At 32.7% G+C, this 19,373-nt stretch carries 20 protein-coding genes; 19 read left to right on the top strand and 1 reads right to left on the bottom strand.

Going from position 1 to position 19,373, the window contains the following annotated elements; translation table 11 throughout:
* Window positions 1-4 precede the first annotated feature (4 nt).
* Both VOI25_RS02710 and VOI25_RS02705 read left to right on the top strand, forming a co-directional pair.
* Window positions 5-613 (top strand): DUF4254 domain-containing protein, encoded by a 609-nt coding sequence (locus VOI25_RS02710; RefSeq protein ID WP_323787414.1) that lies wholly within the window; start codon window positions 5-7, stop codon window positions 611-613.
* 96 nt (window positions 614-709) lie between these two features.
* Complete coding sequence (locus VOI25_RS02705) at window positions 710-1,729, top strand: glycosyltransferase family 9 protein (protein ID WP_323787413.1); 1,020 nt, start codon at window positions 710-712, stop codon at window positions 1,727-1,729.
* A gap of 204 nt (window positions 1,730-1,933) precedes the next feature.
* Here the strand turns inward: VOI25_RS02705 and VOI25_RS02700 are convergent, their stop codons facing one another.
* Entirely contained in the window at window positions 1,934-2,989 is a 1,056-nt protein-coding gene (locus VOI25_RS02700) for a ferredoxin--NADP reductase (protein ID WP_323787412.1), read from the bottom strand.
* Between the two features lie 179 nt (window positions 2,990-3,168).
* Between VOI25_RS02700 and VOI25_RS02695 the strand changes: the two genes are divergently transcribed.
* The 17 genes from VOI25_RS02695 (at window position 3,169) to VOI25_RS02615 (ending at window position 19,370) form a co-directional block, all read left to right on the top strand.
* Complete coding sequence (locus tag VOI25_RS02695; protein ID WP_323787411.1) at window positions 3,169-4,641, top strand: DUF5687 family protein; 1,473 nt, start codon at window positions 3,169-3,171, stop codon at window positions 4,639-4,641.
* Window positions 4,642-4,665: 24 nt separating this feature from the next.
* On the top strand, window positions 4,666-5,373 hold the full coding sequence (locus VOI25_RS02690; protein ID WP_323787410.1) for an ABC transporter ATP-binding protein: 708 nt from the start codon (window positions 4,666-4,668) through the stop codon (window positions 5,371-5,373).
* Between the two features lie 123 nt (window positions 5,374-5,496).
* Complete coding sequence (locus tag VOI25_RS02685) at window positions 5,497-8,037, top strand: hypothetical protein (RefSeq protein ID WP_323787409.1); 2,541 nt, start codon at window positions 5,497-5,499, stop codon at window positions 8,035-8,037.
* Window positions 8,038-8,049: 12 nt separating this feature from the next.
* Window positions 8,050-8,499 carry a polymer-forming cytoskeletal protein gene (locus VOI25_RS02680; RefSeq protein ID WP_323787407.1) on the top strand — a complete coding sequence of 150 codons (450 nt, stop codon included), beginning with the start codon at window positions 8,050-8,052 and terminating at the stop codon, window positions 8,497-8,499.
* Window positions 8,429-8,689 (top strand): AtpZ/AtpI family protein, encoded by a 261-nt coding sequence (locus VOI25_RS02675; RefSeq protein WP_323787406.1) that lies wholly within the window; start codon window positions 8,429-8,431, stop codon window positions 8,687-8,689. The genes VOI25_RS02680 and VOI25_RS02675 overlap by 71 nt, the downstream gene beginning before the upstream one ends.
* A complete protein-coding gene (locus VOI25_RS02670; RefSeq protein ID WP_323787404.1) occupies window positions 8,690-9,076 on the top strand; it encodes a DUF6168 family protein in 387 nt (128 codons plus the stop codon).
* 129 nt (window positions 9,077-9,205) lie between these two features.
* The gene (atpB, locus tag VOI25_RS02665; RefSeq protein WP_323787403.1) at window positions 9,206-10,303 is read left to right on the top strand and encodes a F0F1 ATP synthase subunit A; all 1,098 of its coding nucleotides are present in this window, start codon (window positions 9,206-9,208) and stop codon (window positions 10,301-10,303) included.
* Window positions 10,304-10,346: 43 nt separating this feature from the next.
* Window positions 10,347-10,541 carry an ATP synthase F0 subunit C gene (atpE, locus tag VOI25_RS02660; RefSeq protein ID WP_008272393.1) on the top strand — a complete coding sequence of 65 codons (195 nt, stop codon included), beginning with the start codon at window positions 10,347-10,349 and terminating at the stop codon, window positions 10,539-10,541.
* A gap of 85 nt (window positions 10,542-10,626) precedes the next feature.
* Window positions 10,627-11,124: a F0F1 ATP synthase subunit B gene (locus tag VOI25_RS02655; RefSeq protein WP_416376059.1), complete on the top strand. Its 498-nt coding sequence runs from the start codon at window positions 10,627-10,629 to the stop codon at window positions 11,122-11,124.
* A 6-nt stretch (window positions 11,125-11,130) separates the two neighbouring features.
* Window positions 11,131-11,667 (top strand): ATP synthase F1 subunit delta, encoded by a 537-nt coding sequence (gene atpH / locus VOI25_RS02650; protein ID WP_323787402.1) that lies wholly within the window; start codon window positions 11,131-11,133, stop codon window positions 11,665-11,667.
* Between the two features lie 59 nt (window positions 11,668-11,726).
* Window positions 11,727-13,307 (top strand): F0F1 ATP synthase subunit alpha, encoded by a 1,581-nt coding sequence (atpA, locus tag VOI25_RS02645; RefSeq protein WP_323787401.1) that lies wholly within the window; start codon window positions 11,727-11,729, stop codon window positions 13,305-13,307.
* A 125-nt stretch (window positions 13,308-13,432) separates the two neighbouring features.
* On the top strand, window positions 13,433-14,293 hold the full coding sequence (gene atpG, locus VOI25_RS02640) for an ATP synthase F1 subunit gamma (RefSeq protein ID WP_323787400.1): 861 nt from the start codon (window positions 13,433-13,435) through the stop codon (window positions 14,291-14,293).
* Window positions 14,294-14,436: 143 nt separating this feature from the next.
* Window positions 14,437-14,943, top strand: a complete 507-nt coding sequence (locus tag VOI25_RS02635) for a hypothetical protein (protein WP_323787399.1) — start codon at window positions 14,437-14,439, stop codon at window positions 14,941-14,943.
* Between the two features lie 57 nt (window positions 14,944-15,000).
* Complete coding sequence (locus tag VOI25_RS02630; protein WP_323787398.1) at window positions 15,001-16,431, top strand: oligosaccharide flippase family protein; 1,431 nt, start codon at window positions 15,001-15,003, stop codon at window positions 16,429-16,431.
* Between the two features lie 43 nt (window positions 16,432-16,474).
* Window positions 16,475-16,909, top strand: a complete 435-nt coding sequence (gene dut, locus VOI25_RS02625) for a dUTP diphosphatase (protein ID WP_323787397.1) — start codon at window positions 16,475-16,477, stop codon at window positions 16,907-16,909.
* 42 nt (window positions 16,910-16,951) lie between these two features.
* On the top strand, window positions 16,952-17,971 hold the full coding sequence (locus tag VOI25_RS02620) for a sugar nucleotidyltransferase (RefSeq protein ID WP_323787396.1): 1,020 nt from the start codon (window positions 16,952-16,954) through the stop codon (window positions 17,969-17,971).
* Between the two features lie 37 nt (window positions 17,972-18,008).
* Window positions 18,009-19,370, top strand: a complete 1,362-nt coding sequence (locus tag VOI25_RS02615) for a tetratricopeptide repeat protein (RefSeq protein WP_323787394.1) — start codon at window positions 18,009-18,011, stop codon at window positions 19,368-19,370.
* Window positions 19,371-19,373 lie beyond the last annotated feature (3 nt).

Below are 19,373 nucleotides of genomic sequence, written 5' to 3'. Positions count from 1 at the left end.
CATTATGTTTTCAGGAAACGCAAATAAGATATTTCAAGAGGTTATTGAAAAGTACCATGTAATTAATACGGTTGATCAACCATTTACCAATGTATATGATAAAAACTCTAATTTATTAGAGCACTTATTATATAGAAAATGTTGGATTGATACTGTGCAATGGCATTATGAAGATATTATTCGTGATCCTCAAATTGATCCAGTTGCTGCTTTAACTTTGAAACGCCAAATTGATGCTTCTAATCAAGACAGAACAGATATGGTAGAATTTATTGATAGTTACTTTCTTGAAAAGTATAAAAATGTAACAGCAAAACCGGGAGCAACTATTAATACCGAAAGCCCAGCTTGGGGAGTTGATAGATTATCAATTTTGGCGCTTAAAGTATATCATATGAATGAAGAAGCAACTCGAGAAAATGCTTCAGATGCACACAGAGCTGCTTGCCAGAAGAAACTTGATGTTTTGTTAGAACAACGTGTTGATTTATCAACAGCGATTGATACACTTTTAGACGATATTAGTAAAGGCGACAAGTATATGAAAGTATACAAGCAGATGAAAATGTACAACGACGACGAGTTGAATCCTGTCTTACGTTCTCAGAAGTAAATAATACCTTTCTGTTAGTCTGAGCGCAGTCGAAGACCATTAGTGACGACATCAAAATGCACTTCGACTCGGCACAGTGTGACAAGGGTTACCAATATGTCAAAACCAAAACACATCCTAGTCATTCGTCTCTCTGCAATGGGTGACGTTGCTATGACGATTCCTGTGTTGAGGGCATTAATTAGTCAATATCCAGACCTAAAACTTACCGTTTTAACGAAAGCCTTTTTCAAACCCTTGTTTAGAGATTTGCACAATGTTACTATTGTTATTGCAGAGATAAACGGAAATCACAAAGGTGTTTTTGGCTTGTATAAACTCTCAAAGTTATTAAAGAAAACAGGTTTTGATAGTGTTGCAGATTTGCATAATGTGTTGCGAAGTAACCTATTGAAGTTTTTTTTCTTCGGAAAGAAAGTTGTTCAAATTGATAAAGGCAGAGCAGCCAAAAAGGCGTTAACTACTGGGAAAGTATTTGAACAATTAAAAACAACTCACCAACGCTATGCTGATGTGTTTGAACGCTTAGGATATCCAGTAGACCTAACTAATCCTATGTTTCCTAAGCCTTCTGAATTAAATTCAAATGCTAGAGCGTTAATTGGAATCGAATCAAAACCCTGTATTGGCATTGCACCTTTTGCAGCATTTAAAGGAAAAGCATATCCTTTGTCTAAAATGCAAATAGTTATTGAAACCCTTTCAAAAGAGTATAACGTATTACTGTTTGGAGCCAAAGGAACTGAAGCGCATCAACTTCAAAATTTAGCAATGAAGAATAATAACGTTATCAATCTAGCAGGAAAACTAAGTCTGAATGATGAACTGGATATCATTTCAAATTTAGAACTAATGATTTCTATGGATTCTGGAAATGCACATTTGGCAGCAATGCAAGGCGTTAAAGTTTTAACAATTTGGGGAGTTACACATCCTTATGCAGGTTTTTATCCGTTTAACCAAGATGAAAACAATGCGATATTAGCAGACAGAAATCAATTTCCAAAAATACCAACTTCGGTATATGGAAATGTATTTCCAGAAGGTTACGAAGACGTTTTTAGTACAATTTCTCCAAAAGATATTCTCAAAAAAATAGAGAATATTTTTAAATAAAAAAAAGCCTCACTCCTAAGAGTAAGGCTCTGATTAAGAACGTTTAGATAATCCCAAATGAAAATAGCGTTCTAATCTTTTGCTAAGGTATTTTGTTTAAATTTTAGTGTCAAACGTTTGTAGGAATAACTTCTTTTTATTCGACAAAGCACATGTTTTAAGGATTAAAAGCAATTAATTAAGATGAAATTCATTTTAGGTAAATTAAACATCATCATAATCGACAGTTATTTTTTCGGTGGTTGGTTGAGCTTGACAGGTTAAAATTAAACCTTCAGCTAACTCACCATCGGTAAGAATATTATTTTGTCTCATTTTAGCTTCCCCTTCAGTAATTCTTGCAATGCAACTACTACAAATTCCACCTTGACAAGAATAAGGTGCATCAATATCTTTATCTAAAGCCGCTTCAAGAATTGTACGTTTTTGAGGCATCTCAAAAGTTGAGGTTTCATCATCTAAAATCATGGTCACTTTTGTGTTTCCACTTGCAATTGTATCTGTATTTATTGCTGCTGGTTTAGAGGCTTTAAAAAGTTCATAAAAAATTGTGTCTTTATGTATTTCATGTTCTTCCAAAACATGTTTTACAGTATTGATCATGCCTTCCGGACCACAAAGATAAAAAGCGTCAATATCAAGATGTTTGTATTTGTTTTTTAGAATGAGGTTAACTGTGCTTTTTTCAATTCTTCCAAAAATGGCATCGTCTTCTTGAGCTTGACTAAACACAAATTGAATCGCAAATCGGTCACTATATTGATGCTGCAGTTGTAACAACTCATCTAAAAACATAGTGTCGTTGGTTGATTTATTTCCATAAACGAGCACGACATTGCTTTGTACTTCTTCTTCTAAGGCACATTTTATAATACTTAAAATAGGTGTAATTCCACTTCCAGCAGCAAAAGCCGCTATATGTTTAGTTTTAGAATCATTAGGTTCAAAAATAAAACGACCATTTGGTGTGGCAACGTCTAACTGATCTCCAGGGTTTAGCTGTTTGTTGGCGTAAGATGAGAATGTCCCATCTTCAACTTCTTTTACTGCTACTTTTAGTTCACCACTTTTTGGAGATGAACACAAGGAGTAATCACGTCTTATGTCGTTACCATTAATTGTAGTTCTTAAGGTAATATATTGTCCAGCTTTAAAAGCAAAATCAGATTTTAAATGTTGAGGAATATCAAAACTAATCGCAACAGAGTTATCAGTAATACGATCGATATTTTTTATTGTTAATGAGTGAAATTGTGACATTTTTTTGTTTTTTAAGCTTTCGTTAAACCCACAAACCGCCAATAATAATTTAAATTACAACAATTTGCTACAAGGTCTAATTATGAGTTTTCAAAAATAAGAAATCGAATATTGAATTTGGTTTTGTTTGTAACAAAAAAGACATTATTATTACTAATGTATTAAAATTAACCATTACCATGATTAAACATTTTATTCGCCTTGAGTGGAAACAGTTCTTTAGAGCTTCTTATTTTCAAAAAGGGATTGCCATAAAAATATTACTTATTCTTGCTGCCATTTATTTTGGTGGAGCAGCTTTAATGCTTGGAGTAGGAATGTTTTTTATTGCCAAAAAAGCACTTCCAGATATAGATCCTATAGTAACTGTAAATAATTTTATAATCTATTGGTTCCTTTTCGAAATGGTTTTTAGATTTTTCATGCAACAATTACCAGTCATGAATGTAAAACCATTAATGACGATTCCAATAAAAAGAAATACAGTTATTCATTACTTATTGGGAAAAACAAGTCTTTCCTTTTTCAATTTCTTAGCTATTTTTCTCTTTTTACCGTTTTGTATTGTTCTCTTAGCTAAAGGATATGCTGTAATACAAGTATTGTGTTGGTTTTTGTCGATTGTGTTTTTAACCTTATCAGTGAACTACCTAAATTTTTTAATCAATAAGAATAATACCATTTTTTACATCATTGCGGTTTCTCTTTTTGCCTTTATTGGTTTAGAATACTATGGCATTTTTGCCATTTCAAAACCAATAGGAATTGCGTTTAATACACTGTATAGTCAACCACTTCTAATGCTTATCCCATTAGCTTTAGTTTTAGGATTGTATTATGCCAACTTTGTGTATATCCGAAAAGGGTTTTACCTTGATGATGCAGTTTCAAAAAAAATAAAAGAAGTGAACGCTACAGATTTATCTTGGATGGATCGTTTTGGAGGTGTTGCGCCTTTCTTGAAAAATGACGTAAAACTTATTTGGAGAAATGCCAGGCCGAAACAAGTAATGATGATGTCTTTTTTATTCTTGTTCTACGGATTAATTTTCTATACTCAAGACGCCTACAAAGATATGCCAGCATTTTTAGCTTTTGCGTCTATGTTTGTAACTGGAGGATTTTTAATGAGTTTTGGTCAATTAGTGCCATCTTGGGATAGTGAATATTATAAACTATTAATGAGCCAAAATATTCCTTACAGGCAGTACCTTGAATCTAAATGGTATTTAATGGTTTTTGCAGTTTCTATCTCATTTGTTTTGAGCATTCCATATTTATACTTTGGATGGGAAATCTTTGGTATGATTGCAGCTGGAGCAGTTTTTAATGTAGGTTTAAATTCATTTATCACCTTATTTGGAGGCGCACTTAACAGAGTTCCTATTGAATTAAATGTAAAAGCAAAAGCATTTAGCAACACTAATGGATTTAACCCGACACAAATGCTAATTGCAATGCCTAAAATTTTATTACCTATGATCTTGTTTTACATTCCTTATAAATTGATAAACTTTGAAGCTGGCCTAATTGCTATAGCTTTGAGTGGTGTTTTAGGAATTGTATTTAAAAACCAAATTTTCGCTTTTATAGAAAAGATTTATCAAAAAGGAAAGTATAAAACTATTGCAGCATTTGCTGAAAAAAGCTAATTAAAAATTTAATTATATAACATCATGATTACGACATCTAACCTATCAAAAAAATATAACGACGCTACTGTATTACACATCGAAGGTCTTGAGATCCCAAAAGGCCAAAGTTTCGGTTTAGTGGGAAATAATGGCGCAGGAAAAACAACCTATTTTAGTTTGTTGTTGGATTTAATTCAGCCAACTACAGGACATATTAAAAACAATGATGTACTCGTTCATGAAAGTGAAGATTGGAAACCGTTCACCTCTTCTTTTATTGACGAAAGTTTTCTAATTGGCTATTTAACTGCTGAAGAATATTTTTATTTTATAGGTGAACTTCGAGGACAAAATAAGGCTGATGTAGATGCTTTGGTTGCTCAGTTTTCAGATTTTTTCCATGGCGAAATTTTAAATCAGAAAAAATACCTTCGCGATTTAAGTAAAGGTAATCAGAAAAAAGCAGGAATTGTTGCCGCTCTTATAGGAAACCCTGAAGTTATTATTTTAGATGAACCGTTTGCAAATTTAGATCCAACCACACAAATTAGGTTAAAATCTATCATTAAAAACTTAGCTGAAAAACAAGGTGTAACCGTTTTAATATCTAGCCATGATTTAATGCACGTGACAGATGTTTGTGAGCGCATTGTAGTTTTAGAAAAAGGTGAAGTCGTAAAAGATTTAGCAACAAGCACTGAAACTTTAAAGGAATTAGAAGCACATTTCGCAGGTTCTGAGCACGTTTAAGCCGTAACAACACATCTAAAAAGCACGCATTTTTAGACGATAATTCAAAAAGATGCTTATTTTTACATTATTACATAATATTTGTAGTCGTTTTTAGTTATACCTTAACCAAACACAACCACGTTGAATACATCGTTTAAAATCATAATTTCTATCTTTTTTGTGACCCTTTTTGTTACTGGTTGTTCACGTAAAAATGATTCGTTTATTAATAGAAATTTCCATGCCTTAGGCACAAAATATAATATTCTTTATAATGGTTATATCGCCCTTGAACAAGGACGTGAAACTGTAGACAATGCTGCAACAGATAATTTCTGGGATTTACTTACAGTTGAACGTATGCAGGAAGCGGAAGATATTTTCTTACCTGGACAATCTAAAAATCAGGATTTTGAACGAGCTGAAGAAAAAGCAATTAAAGCAGTTCAAAAGCATGGGATGAATATTAAAGGCAAAGAGTATAATCCTCAAATTGATGAAGCCTATTTGCTCTTAGGTGAAGCGCGATATTTTGATCAGAGATTTATACCAGCACTTGAAGCATTCAATTACATTCTCTACAAATATCCTGCTAGTGATAAAATTAATACAGCAAAAGTCTGGAGAGAGAAAACAAATATTCGTTTAGAAAATAATGAATTAGCAATTAAAAATTTAAAACGCCTTCTAGACCAAGAAGAATTAGAAGATCAAGATTTAGCTGATGCAACAGCAATGATGGCACAGGCTTATATTAATATTAAAGCAAAAGATAGCGCATTAGCACAATTAAAAGTTGCCGCTTTATACACGAAGAAAAACAGAGAGAAAGCACGATACAATTTTATAATCGGACAACTATATAATGAGTTTGGACAGAAAGATAGTGCCAACTTAGTTTTTGATGAGATTATAGACATGCATCGCAAAATTCCAAGACCATATTATATACATGCTCATTTAGCTAAAGTGACCAACTTTGATATGGAAAGTGGTGATAAACTAGAGTTTGAAGAATACCTTACAGACCTAGAAGAGAATCGTGAAAATCGTCCATTTCTTGATAATATCTACTATCGCATAGCAGAGTATCATAGAGCAAATGCGTCAGATTCATTAGCTGTAGTTTACTATAATAAGTCCTTACGAACCAATACGGGAGACAAACAATTAAAAGCGTTTGATTACAGTACATTAGGTGACATGAATTTTGACAATGCGAACTACAGAGTAGCAGGTGCTTATTATGATAGCACTATGGTCAATCAAAAATTAAACTCAAAGCCATATCGAGTTATTAAAAAGAAACGAGAAAATTTAGATGATGTTATCTATTACGAAGATATTGCTCAAGTAAATGACAGTATTTTAAATTTAGTGAGTTTATCTGAAACAGATAGATTAGCCATATTTACAGAATATACAAACGATCTAAAAGCAAAAGCAAAAGAAGCTGAAGAAAGAGCTGAAGCTGCTGAGCGTGTGAATTCAGGAATAAAAACGGCCGATAATAACAAAATTGGTAAAGCGCAAAGAGCTGATCCAGGAGGTAAACAGGAGTTTTATTTTTATAATCAAACGACATTGTCTTTTGGTAAAAACGAATTTGTGAAAGTTTGGGGAGATCGAGAACTTAAAGATAATTGGAGACTTTCAAGTAGTGCAATAAACAAAGCTCAAAACCAAGAAGGTGGCGAAGCTGTCGCTGGTGCTTCAAATGATGAGTTGTTTGATCCAGAATTTTATATGTCAAAGATTCCTTCAGATCAAAAAGTAATTGACAGTATAGGTAAAGAAAGAAATTTTGCGTACTACCAATTAGGTTCTATTTATAAAGAAAAGTTCAAAGAACATGAACTTGCTCAGGACAAGTTAGAGAAATTATTACTTAATAATCCTGAAGAACGATTAATACTACCTTCTAAGTATAACTTATATAAAATTTATGTTGACCTTGGCTTAGATAGTAAGGCAGAGAACATGAAAAATGATATTATTTCTAATCATGCCGACTCGAGATATGCTCAGATTTTATTGAATCCTACTTCAGAATTTGCCAAAGATGAAAACAGTCCAGAGCGAATTTATGAATCGCTGTATGAAAAATTTAATGATCAAGAATATGCTGAGGTAATCACAGCTGCGGAAGCTAATATTCTAAAGTTTGAAGGCGACGTAATGGTTCCAAAGTTTGAAATTTTAAAGGCATCAGCAAAAGGTCGTTTATATGGCTTTGAAGATTATAAAGCAGGTGTAAATTATATTGCTTTAACCTATCCAAATTCAGAAGAAGGAAAGAAAGCGGAAATTATACTTAGTGAGGTGATACCTGTTTTAGCTAAGAAGGAGTTTGTGGATAATGAATCTGCAAAACATTTTAATGTATTATATCCATTTGAAGCCGATCAAACAGAAGAAATTAATACGTTTGTTGAAAAATTAAACGATGCTGTTTCTAAAGTCACTTATTTTGATTTAACAACCTCAATTGATGTTTATGATACAAACACTATTTTTGTAGTTGTTCATGGTTTAAAAAGTGCACAAGGCGCTTCAGGTTTTGCTGAAATTTTGGAGGAAAATAAACACAAAATTGTTCGTGATTTCTATTCAATTTCATCACCTAACTATGAAATCATTCAGAGACATAAAAATTTAAACGAATACTTAGCATCTCAATAATTAGAAAAACCTATGTTTTCTTCAGATAAAAAAACAGGAAAAATGGCAACAGAAACAATCTCACAGCAAAACACAATTGCTAAAGGAACAACCATAACTGGTGATATTATAAGTGATGGTGATTTTAGAATTGAAGGTACAGTTCAAGGCAATGTCAAAACACCAGGAAAAGTTGTTGTTGGTAAAACAGGAATAATAAACGGCACACTTAAAAGTGCCAATGCTGATATTGAAGGTAAATTTTCAGGGAAATTATATCTATCGGACACCTTGTCTTTAAAATCTTCTGCTCATGTTGAAGGTGAAGTTATCGTTGGTAAATTAGCAGTTGAACCTGGAGCAACATTTAATGCAACTTGCTCAATGAAAGGCGCTTTAAAAGAACTTAATAATGGCTCAAGAACAGGACAACAAACCTCAATCCAACCAGGAAAACAACCAGAAAAAGGTCAGTCCGCTTAAAAACGTCGCCATACTTTCTGGAATTGGCATCGAAATGGGTGTGATTATCTACTTGTTTGTCATGTTAGGAAAATGGCTTGACACGTCATATAACGATAGCGGTAAACTTTATGTTGTTATTTGTACGCTTTTAGGTGTTGGGATTTCTTTATTTATAGTCGTAAAACAACTCAACCGAATTAAATATTAAATGAACAATACGTTTACTTCTTTTACTGTAAAGCTTTCTATTTTATTAGTAGTTGCCTTTGCTATTCATCTGTTTGTTCTTAGTTCAAAATCACTTCCATTATACGAAAACAAAATCGTATTAGCTTATGTAGTTAATGCCGTTTTAGCCATTTCAATTTTTGGTTTTCTTTATAAAATGAAAGACAAATACAAAGATCAACTTGGCTTTTTGTTTTTAGGAGGAAGTTTCCTAAAGTTTATTGTCTTTTTTATTGTGTTTTATCCGTTTTATAAAGCCGATGGAGATATTTCAAAATTAGAGTTTGCAGCATTTTTTGTGCCTTATATTTTGAGCTTAGTTCTTGAAACATTTAGCCTTGCCAAATGGTTGAATAAAATGGAATAATTGCTTTCGCTCTCCATCCAAAATTAACACCTAAAAATAAAGTTTGAAATTGTTTTTGTTTTTTAAATAAAAACCTACCTTTGCAGCGATTTTTAGGCCACTATTATTTTGAGTGATATGCAAAGAAAAATGACCGTTAAGACAATTACCTTATTACTATGTTTAGTTTCATTCGTTTCGTTTGGTAAAAACGACGATGCTGCTAAAGGAGGAGATAAAAAATCTGAAATAAAGGAATATATTCAACATCACTTGAAAGATTCTTATGATTTCAGCCTTTTTTCATATACCAACGACGCTGGAGAACATGTATATGTTGGAGCTCCTCTTCCTGTTATTCTTTGGGATAATGGTTTGAAAGTATTTTCGTCTTCAAAATTTCATCACGGAGAAACCCTTGCTGAAGTTGATGGTGATTATTACAAACTATACCATAGTAAAATATACAAAACAGATGCTCAAGGCACAATTAATTATGATGAAGAGCATCATCCAACAAACGTAAAACCATTAGATTTCTCTATTACTAAAAGTGTTGTAATGATAATCATTACAGGTTTGCTAATGTTCTTTTTATTTAGAGGCTTAGCAAGATCTTATGCTAATAATGGTGGTATTGCAAAAGGATTTGGACGTTTCTTCGAACCAATCGTTCTTTATATTAGAGATGATATTGCTATTCCTAATATTGGAGAGAAAAAGTACATGAAGTATATGCCATTTTTATTAACCGTATTCTTCTTTATTTGGTTTTTAAACATATTTGGTTTAACTCCATTAGGAGTTAATGTAACAGGTAATTTAGCAGTAACAGCTTCTTTAGCGATATTAACGTTTTTATTAACAAACTTAACAGGAACTAGTGATTACTGGAAGCATATTTTTGATCCGTTAGGAGATTCTATGCCTTGGTATGCTAAAGTGCCTTTATATATTATATTAATTCCTATTGAAGTTTTAGGGATTTTTATCAAACCTTTTTCATTATTAATACGTCTTTACGCAAACATGCAAGCAGGACATATTGTATTAATGAGTTTAATTGGTTTAATGTTTATTTTCAAAAGTTGGTTAGGAAGTCCATTATCATTTGGTTTGGCTTTCGCAATTTCACTTATTGAAATATTGGTAGCATTGTTACAAGCTTATATTTTCACAATGTTATCCGCTTTATATTTTGGTTTTGCTGCAGAAGAGCATGATCATGAAGAAGCACACTCTCATTAATTTGAGTTTAAATTTGAATGTTTAATTTTTAAATATATTTATTATGGAAATCCCAGTAATGGTAGGTGCAGGTTTAGTTGTAATTGGAGTTGGTATTGGTATTGGTAAAATTGGTGGTTCTGCTATGGAAGCAATCGCTCGTCAACCAGAATCTTACGGTAAGATCCAAACAGCTATGCTTATTGCAGCAGCTTTAATTGAAGGTATTGGATTTGCTGCTTTATTTGCAGTAAGCTAAAACACTTTAGAAAAAAGTAACCTTGTAACGGTTGGTTGCAAGGTTGCTTTAATTAAAAATTAAATTGATATAACATTTATATATTATGAATTTATTAGAAGATTTTTCAATTGGTCTATTTTTCTGGCAAACACTTTTATTCGTGTTATTATTACTTCTTTTGAAGAAATATGCATGGAAACCAATGTTAAATGCTGTTAATGATAGAGAAGAAGGTATCAAAAATGCGCTCGATTCTGCTGAAAAAGCAAAACTTGAAATGCAAAACCTTCAAGCAGATAATCAAAAATTATTAAAAGAAGCTAGAGCTGAACGCGAATCTATGCTCAAAGAAGCACGTGAGATCAAAAACAAAATGATTGAAGATGCTAAAGACCAAGCAAAAGAAGAAGCTGGGAAACTAGTAGCTCAAGCTCAAGCATCAATCGAAACAGAAAAGAAAGCAGCTATTGCAGAATTAAAGTCGCAAGTTGCTAACCTTTCAATAGAAATTGCAGAAAAAGTAGTACGTGAAGAACTTTCTAACAAAGACAAACAAATCAAATTGGTGGAGTCTATGTTAGGTGAAGCGACATTAAACTAAACGACTATGTCAGGAACTAGAGCAGCAATACGTTACGCAAAAGCAGTTTTAAGCTTAGCAGTTGATCAGAAATCTGAAGAAGCTGTTAATAATGATATGAAACTTATCGCTAAAACTGTATCTGAAAATGCAGATTTAGACTCAGCTTTAAAGAACGCTATTGCAAAACAAGACACCAAAAAAGACATTTTAAATCAAGTGTTTACAGGTTTAAATCCTTTATCATCAAAACTATTTGATGTTTTAGTTGATAACAATAGAATCAATGTTGTTGCCGATGTAGCTAGTAAATACAACGAGTTATACGAAGCTCACATTGGTAAAGAAAAGGCAACAGTAACTACAGCGGTTCCGATGACTGAAGATTTAGAAATCAAAGTGATGGCTAAAATCAAGGATCTAACTAGTAAATCTGTAGAGTTAGAAAATATTGTGGATGAAAACATTATCGGTGGTTTCATTTTACGTGTTGGAGATATTCAATACAATGCTAGTATAGCTAGTAAGCTAAACAAGTTAAAAAGAGAATTTACATTAAACTAAAAATATGTTAGAGGAGATGTTTTTCATCTCAACATCTAACGTCTAATATCTAAATAAAGATGGCAGAAGTAAAACCAGCTGAAATTTCAGCAATTTTAAAACAACAACTTTCAGGTTTTGAAGCAGGTGCTTCATTAGACGAAGTAGGAACAGTATTAACTGTTGGTGATGGTATTGTACGTGCTTACGGACTTTCAAATGCACAATACGGAGAATTAGTAGAATTCGATGGTGGCCTAGAAGGAATCGTACTTAACCTTGAGGAAGATAATGTAGGTATTGTATTGTTAGGACCTTCAGTAGCAATTAGAGAAGGATCAACAGTAAAAAGAACCAATAGAATTGCATCTATTAATGTAGGTGAAGGAATTGTTGGTCGTGTTGTTGATACGCTTGGTACTCCAATTGATGGTAAAGGACCAATTTCTGGTGATACGTATCAAATGCCTTTAGAGCGTAAAGCTCCAGGTGTTATCTATCGTGAGCCAGTAACTGAACCACTACAAACAGGAATCAAGGCAATTGATGCTATGATCCCAGTTGGTAGAGGTCAACGTGAGTTGGTTATTGGAGATAGACAAACTGGAAAAACAGCAGTTTGTATTGATGCCATTTTAAATCAAAAAGAATTTTACGATGCAGGTGAGCCTGTATATTGTATTTATGTTGCTGTAGGTCAAAAGGCTTCAACAGTAGCTTTAATTGCTAAAACTCTTGAAGAAAAAGGAGCGTTAGCATACACAACAATAGTAGCTGCAAATGCATCAGATCCTGCTGCAATGCAAGTTTATGCACCTTTTACAGGAGCATCTATTGGAGAATATTTTAGAGATACTGGTCGTCCAGCTTTAATTGTATTTGATGATTTATCAAAGCAAGCTGTTGCGTATCGTGAGATTTCCTTATTATTACGTCGTCCACCAGGACGTGAGGCGTATCCTGGTGACGTTTTCTACTTACACTCAAGATTATTAGAGCGTTCTGCAAAAGTTATTAATGATGATGCAATTGCTAAGCAAATGAACGATTTACCAGACAGCTTAAAGCCAATGGTAAAAGGAGGAGGTTCTTTAACAGCTTTGCCAATTATTGAAACACAAGCAGGTGACGTTTCTGCATATATCCCAACAAACGTAATTTCTATTACTGATGGACAAATTTTCTTAGATGGTGATTTGTTTAACTCTGGTGTTCGTCCAGCAATTAACGTAGGTATTTCTGTATCTCGTGTTGGAGGTAACGCACAAATTAAATCAATGAAGAAAGTTGCAGGTACATTAAAATTAGATCAAGCTCAATACCGTGAATTAGAAGCGTTTGCTAAGTTTGGATCAGATTTAGATGCTGTAACCTTAAACGTAATTGAAAAAGGTAAACGTAACGTTGAAATCTTAAAGCAAGGACAAAACGATCCATTTACAGTAGAAGATCAAGTTGCAATTATTTACGCTGGATCTAAAAACTTATTAAGAGACGTTCCTGTTGAAAAGGTAAAAGAATTCGAAAGAGATTATATCGAATTCCTTAAAGCGAAACACAATGGTGTGTTAACGACTTTAAAAGCAGGTAAATTAACTGATGAAGTTATCGACACGTTAACGACAGTCGCTAAAGATTTATCAGGTAAGTATAGAGCATAAATAGTTCAAAGTTTAGAGTTGGAAAGTTTAAAGTTACTTTCAACTCTAAGCTAAATTAGAATTGTCACTCTGAGCGCAGTCGAAGAGTCTTTTTGAAAATATAACATTCTAATCAAATAATAAGAATGGCAAACTTAAAAGAAATACGTAATAGAATATCATCAGTGTCTTCAACGATGCAGATTACCAGTGCCATGAAAATGGTATCTGCTGCAAAATTGAAAAAGGCACAAGATGCTATTACAGCAATGCGACCGTATTCAGATAAGTTGACTGAACTTTTACAAAGTTTAAGCGCAACTTTAGATGCAGATTCAGGAAGCAAGTATTCAAATCAAAGGGAGGTTAAAAAAGTACTTTTGGTACCTATTACTTCTAACAGAGGTCTTGCTGGAGCATTTAACTCGAACATCATTAAAGAAGTTTCTAAGCTAGCAATAGAAAAATACGCTAATCAAGATGTTTCTTATTTAGCTATTGGTAAGAAAGCTAATGATGCGTTTAAGAAAACGAATAAAGTTATCAGTAATAAAAGTGAAGTTTATGATGACTTAACTTTTGATAATGTGGCTGAAATTGCAGAAATGTTAATGGAGAAATTTGTTGATGGTGAATTTGATAAAATTGAAATCGTTTACAACAAGTTTAAAAATGCTGCGACTCAAATTGTTATGACTGAACAGTTTTTACCAATTGTTCCTTTTGAAAGTGATTCGAATGTCAATTTAGATTACATTTTTGAACCTTCTAAAGCTGAAATTGTTGAACAACTAATTCCAAAGTCATTAAAAACACAATTATACAAAAGCATAAGAGATAGTTTTGCTAGTGAACATGGAGCTCGTATGACAGCAATGCATAAAGCAACAGATAATGCAACTGAGTTAAGAGATCAGTTAAAATTAACGTATAACAAAGCACGTCAAGCATCTATTACTAATGAGATTTTAGAAATTGTTGGTGGAGCTGAAGCTTTGAATAACTAACAAATTGAAAAAAGGTGTCACACTGAGCGCAGTCGAAGTGTCATAACACAAAATTATATAGACTAAAACCTAACTTTTACGAGTTAGGTTTTTTTATGGCATTAAATTTGAAATCGTATATTTATAATCATAACAACACGTCTATGAAATCGTTAAAACGTATATCATCTTTAATTGTAATGCTTTTATTTATGGCTAGCTTTTCACAATGTTCAACGGCTCAAAAATTACAAAAGAAAGCACCATTTGAACTTGGAGAAGTGTATGCCCAAGAATGGGTAGCTGGAATAAAAGGAGGAGGCTCTGGTATTAATGTGTTTATTCCTGTGTCAGATACTTCAATTTCCTTGGATAGTATGTTTTTTAGACGTCAAAAAGTCAAGCTTGAATTCATAAACGGAAACCAAATGCAATACGTTGGTCGGTTTTCAACAGAATTTAATGAGCCAAATGATATCATTTTGAGTTCCGACATGAAGGAGGAGTCTAAAAATAAAGTTCCAAAATTAAAAGAAGAAATGCCATTTGAGATTAATGATGACGAATGTATAATCACCTACAAAAAAGGAGACAAAACGATGTATTATAAAATATCAAATATTATAATCAAGAAACTTCACTATCCAAGTGCTTCGCCAAATGGTCAATAATATAACTTTGGTAAACGTTAGCTAAAAACGTATTTTTAGCAGAACAAAATATAACTTTTGAGCGTTCTAAAAACTTTTTTTAAAGACACCATTATCTATGGCTTAGCTATTGTTTTACCTAGGCTGATTAATTTTCTTTTGGTGCGTTTACATACAGATGTACTTCCTAATGAAAGCTATTCTGAAAACACAGAGTTTTACGTTGTAGCTGCCTTTTTTAACGTGATTCTTACGTATGGAATGGAAACTTCATTCTTTCGGTTTTTTAGTAAGAATAAAGACAAAGACAGTGTTTTATCTACGGCAATGATTACCATTGTTGCGAGTACTTTTCTCTTTGGAATATTACTTTTTGTATTTAGGATTCCAATTTCTGAAGCCTTAAGAATCAATACTGATTTCTATTCCCTTCTCGTTGGGATTACACTTCTAGATACCTTGATTGTGATTCCGTTTGCCTATTTAAGAGTTACTGGTCGACCTATAAAGTTTGCCTCAATTAAATTGATTAATGTACTGGTTATAGTTGTTTTAAACGTATTGTTATTATCTACAACCTACGGCTCAGAAGGTTTGAGATCACTATTTAGTGTTGAAAACAATGTAGAATATATATTTATAGCCAACCTTATTGCAAGTGCAGTTGTTTTAATCTTGGTTTCACCTTATTTCTTTAAGGCGAAACTAAACTTTCAGCCGAAAATTTTAAAGCAACTCTTAAATTACGGTTGGCCTATTATGGTTGCTGGCCTTGCATTTGTAATTAATGAAAATTTAGACAAGTGGTTGTTGCCACAAATTGAAGGAGAGTTTGTTAATGGAGCTTATAGTGCATGCTATAAATTAGCGGTTTTTATGACCTTATTTATTCAAGCATTTAGAATGGGAGCAGAGCCATTTTTCTTTAATCATTCCGATAAAGATAATGCCACACAAACCTATGCAACGATTTTAAAATACTTTACTATAGTTGGTGCTTTAGGTTTAATGATAGTGGTTATTTACATTGATGTATTAAGACCTGTTTTTATTAAAAAAGAAAGTTATTTATTGGCCTTAGATATTGTCCCAATTGTGTTGTTAGCAAATCTTTGTTTAGGTATTTACCATAACCTTTCTATTTGGTATAAGCTTACAGATCGTACCCGTTTCGGAATGTATATTTCCCTTATTGGAGCCGCAATTACTATTGGGTTTAATATCGTGTTCATTCCTAAAATAGGATTCATGGCTTGTGCTTACGCAACCCTTATTGCGTACAGTTTGATGATGTTTATATCCTATGCCTTAGGACGACTATATTATCCTGTTCCTTATGATGTGAGTCGAATAGCAATTTATCTTCTAATAAGTACAGCATTAAGTTTCATAACTTATTATCATTTAGATAGAAATATGTTGTTAGGAACTGTATTTTTGTTACTCTTTGTGGCTATAGTTGCTTTTTTAGAACGGAAGGAATTAAAACAAATATTAAAGCGCAACTAATCTGTCATACTGAGCAAAGCGAAGAATTTCAAAATAAGTATACATGCAAATTAAAATCATCAACAAATCCAATCACGATTTACCGCATTACGAAACCATAGCTTCTGCAGGAATGGATTTAAGAGCGAGTCTTTCAGAATCTAGAACATTAAAACCTTTAGAACGTAGTATTGTAGGCACTGGTTTATTCATAGAATTACCAGTTGGAATTGAAGCACAAGTTAGACCAAGAAGTGGATTAGCAGCTAAAAAAGGGATTACAGTTCTTAATGCTCCTGGTACTATTGATGCAGATTATAGAGGTGAAATAGGTGTAATTTTAGTGAATTTATCTAGTGAAGATTTTGTAATCAATAATGGAGAACGAATTGCACAGTTAGTAATTGCTAAACACGAACGTGCACAATGGCAAGACGTAAATGAACTTTCAAGTACCGCTCGAGGTGAAGGTGGTTTTGGAAGTACAGGTGTGAAATAAAACGAAAAAATAATTCAACCAATAAACGAATCAACTTAAAATATGAAAATAATAGTACCAATGGCTGGACGAGGTTCTCGTCTTAGACCACATAGTTTAACTGTTCCTAAACCTTTAATTCCAGTTGCCGGACAACCAATTGTTCATAGACTAGTAAAAGATATTGCCAAAGTTTTAAAACAACCAATTGAAGAAATAGCGTTTGTTTTAGGTGATCCAGCTTGGTTTGGAGATGAGGTTGTAGAGAGTTTAAAAAGTTTAGCAACTAGTTTAGGAGCAAAACCTTCTATTTACCGACAAGATCAACCCTTAGGTACTGGTCATGCTATTATGTGTGCAAAGCCCTCATTGTCTGGTCCTGCCGTAATTGCGTATGCCGATACCTTAATTCGTGCAGAATTTGATTTAGATCCTGAGGCAGATAGTGTGATTTGGACTAAGCGTGTTGCAAACCCTGAAGCCTATGGTGTTGTAAAACTAAACGATAAACAAGAAATTGTTGAATTAGTAGAAAAACCGGAAAGTTTTGTGAGTGATCAAGCCGTAATTGGAATCTATTACTTTAAAGATGTTGCAGTTTTAAAAGGAAAGCTTCAAGAAATCCTTGATGAAAATATCATGAATGGTGGAGAATACCAAATTAATGATGGTATTAAACGAATGATGGCTGAAGGACGAATATTTAAAACTGGAACAGTTGATGAATGGATGGATTGTGGGAATAAAAGTGTAACGCTTGAAACTAATGCTAAAATGTTAGGCTTTTTAACTGCTGATGGAGATGAACAGCTTATTGCAAATTCTGTGGTGAACAACAATTCTACAATTATAGAACCTTGTTGTATTGGAGAAAATGTAACATTGAACAATGCAACTATAGGTCCTAACGTTAGTATAGGACATAATTGTACTATTGATAATTCAACCGTTAAAAATAGCTTAATACAAACGCATACAACCATTAAAAATGCTAACTTAGACAATGCTATGATTGGTAATCACGTTAGTTATGATGGTAATTTTTCAAGTATTAGTATTGGTGATTATTCAATTTTGGAATAATTATTGAATCGATCAGTCAGAGCAAAGTACCTACTATATGAAAACTAAATATCACATCCTGTTTGTTATTCTCGGAATCTTTATGCTTTCGCAGAATACATACGCTCAAGTCGATTTTAATAAACGACCAGATGATGATTTAGGAAATTATGAAGATGCTTACCAAGAACACTTTTTTGAAGCCTTAAAGCAAAAAGGAATCGAAAACTACCAACGTTCAGTAGATGCCTTACTCAAATGTATAAAAATTAATGATGCAGATCCAACACTGTTTTTTGAGCTAGGAAAAAATTATAAAGCACTTAAAAATTTTGGAGCTGCCGAAGATGCACTAAAAGAAGCAATTTCTAAATCTCCAGAAAACGAATGGTTTTTAGATGAACTATACCATGTTTATATGTTGCAAAATGATATAGACAAAGCGCTAAAAACAGTAAAGCAATTGGTGAAGTTTCATCCTGATTACAAACAGGATTTAGCAAGTCTTTATATAGAAGCTAAAAAGTATAAAAACGCACTAGATATTCTTGATGAACTTGACCAGCAATTTGGTTATAATCAGGACAGAGATTTTTTAAGAAATCAAATATATGATTTAACAGGAGACGATGATGAACGTATTGAAAACTTAGAAGATCGTGTTAAAAGTAATCCTGAAGACGAAGCAAATTATCTTAGATTAATTTATCGATATAGCGAAACAGGTGATACAGAAAAAGCATTTGATACAGCAAAAGACCTGCTAAAATCAAATCCAGAATCAGAATTGGTACACTTAGCATTATACAAATTTTATTTAGACGATAATAATACTGAAAGCTCTATTCAGTCGATGAAGATTGTACTTACAAGCCCAAATATTAAACCCGAAGCTAAAGCTAAAGTGTTTAATGACTTTGTAACTTTTGTTTCTAATAATCCTGAATACGAATCTCAGTTGATTGAAATAACAGCGCTAATTGATGATGATAAAAGCGAAAAAACTTTAAAAGAATTAGCACAATACCACTTGAAGGCTAATGATAAAGACAAAGCTCTAGGTTATTTTAAAGAAATCTTAAAGGAAAACCCAAATGATTTTAATACGATTAAGGATGTCCTTTTATTGCAATTAGATCTTAATAAAGATGCTGAAGCAGCAAAATTAAGTGCAGAAACCTTAGAATTATATCCTGCCCAACCAATTTTATATTTAGTTAATGGTATTGCAAATAACAAATTAAATAATCCTAAAAAAGCTATTGAAAGCCTAGATATGGGAACCGATTTCGTAGTAGATGATTCTAAAATGTTATCCGATTTTTATACCCAATTAAGTATTGCATACAAACAAAATAATAATATTACCAAATCTGAAGCGTTTGCTAAAAAGGCAGAAGCATTGTCTAAACAGCAATAGTAT

The organism is Psychroserpens sp., assembly GCF_034670085.1.
Lineage (GTDB): Bacteria > Bacteroidota > Bacteroidia > Flavobacteriales > Flavobacteriaceae > Psychroserpens.
The sequence above is the reverse complement of the archived record's forward strand: the minus strand, read 5'-3'. Positions and strand labels throughout refer to the sequence as shown.

Excerpts from the sequence above, each read along its gene's own strand:
- VOI25_RS02710 (WP_323787414.1), top strand. The coding sequence starts at position 5 with ATGTTTTCAGGAAACGCAAATAAGATATTTCAAGAGGTTATTGAAAAG.
- VOI25_RS02705 (WP_323787413.1), top strand. The coding sequence starts at position 710 with ATGTCAAAACCAAAACACATCCTAGTCATTCGTCTCTCTGCAATGGGT.
- VOI25_RS02700 (WP_323787412.1), bottom strand. The coding sequence starts at position 2,989 with ATGTCACAATTTCACTCATTAACAATAAAAAATATCGATCGTATTACT.
- VOI25_RS02695 (WP_323787411.1), top strand. The coding sequence starts at position 3,169 with ATGATTAAACATTTTATTCGCCTTGAGTGGAAACAGTTCTTTAGAGCT.
- VOI25_RS02690 (WP_323787410.1), top strand. The coding sequence starts at position 4,666 with ATGATTACGACATCTAACCTATCAAAAAAATATAACGACGCTACTGTA.
- VOI25_RS02680 (WP_323787407.1), top strand. The coding sequence starts at position 8,050 with ATGTTTTCTTCAGATAAAAAAACAGGAAAAATGGCAACAGAAACAATC.
- VOI25_RS02675 (WP_323787406.1), top strand. The coding sequence starts at position 8,429 with ATGGCTCAAGAACAGGACAACAAACCTCAATCCAACCAGGAAAACAAC.
- VOI25_RS02670 (WP_323787404.1), top strand. The coding sequence starts at position 8,690 with ATGAACAATACGTTTACTTCTTTTACTGTAAAGCTTTCTATTTTATTA.
- atpB (WP_323787403.1), top strand. The coding sequence starts at position 9,206 with ATGACCGTTAAGACAATTACCTTATTACTATGTTTAGTTTCATTCGTT.
- atpE (WP_008272393.1), top strand. The coding sequence starts at position 10,347 with ATGGAAATCCCAGTAATGGTAGGTGCAGGTTTAGTTGTAATTGGAGTT.
- VOI25_RS02655 (WP_416376059.1), top strand. The coding sequence starts at position 10,627 with ATGAATTTATTAGAAGATTTTTCAATTGGTCTATTTTTCTGGCAAACA.
- atpH (WP_323787402.1), top strand. The coding sequence starts at position 11,131 with ATGTCAGGAACTAGAGCAGCAATACGTTACGCAAAAGCAGTTTTAAGC.
- atpA (WP_323787401.1), top strand. The coding sequence starts at position 11,727 with ATGGCAGAAGTAAAACCAGCTGAAATTTCAGCAATTTTAAAACAACAA.
- atpG (WP_323787400.1), top strand. The coding sequence starts at position 13,433 with ATGGCAAACTTAAAAGAAATACGTAATAGAATATCATCAGTGTCTTCA.
- VOI25_RS02635 (WP_323787399.1), top strand. The coding sequence starts at position 14,437 with ATGAAATCGTTAAAACGTATATCATCTTTAATTGTAATGCTTTTATTT.
- dut (WP_323787397.1), top strand. The coding sequence starts at position 16,475 with ATGCAAATTAAAATCATCAACAAATCCAATCACGATTTACCGCATTAC.
- VOI25_RS02620 (WP_323787396.1), top strand. The coding sequence starts at position 16,952 with ATGAAAATAATAGTACCAATGGCTGGACGAGGTTCTCGTCTTAGACCA.
- VOI25_RS02615 (WP_323787394.1), top strand. The coding sequence starts at position 18,009 with ATGAAAACTAAATATCACATCCTGTTTGTTATTCTCGGAATCTTTATG.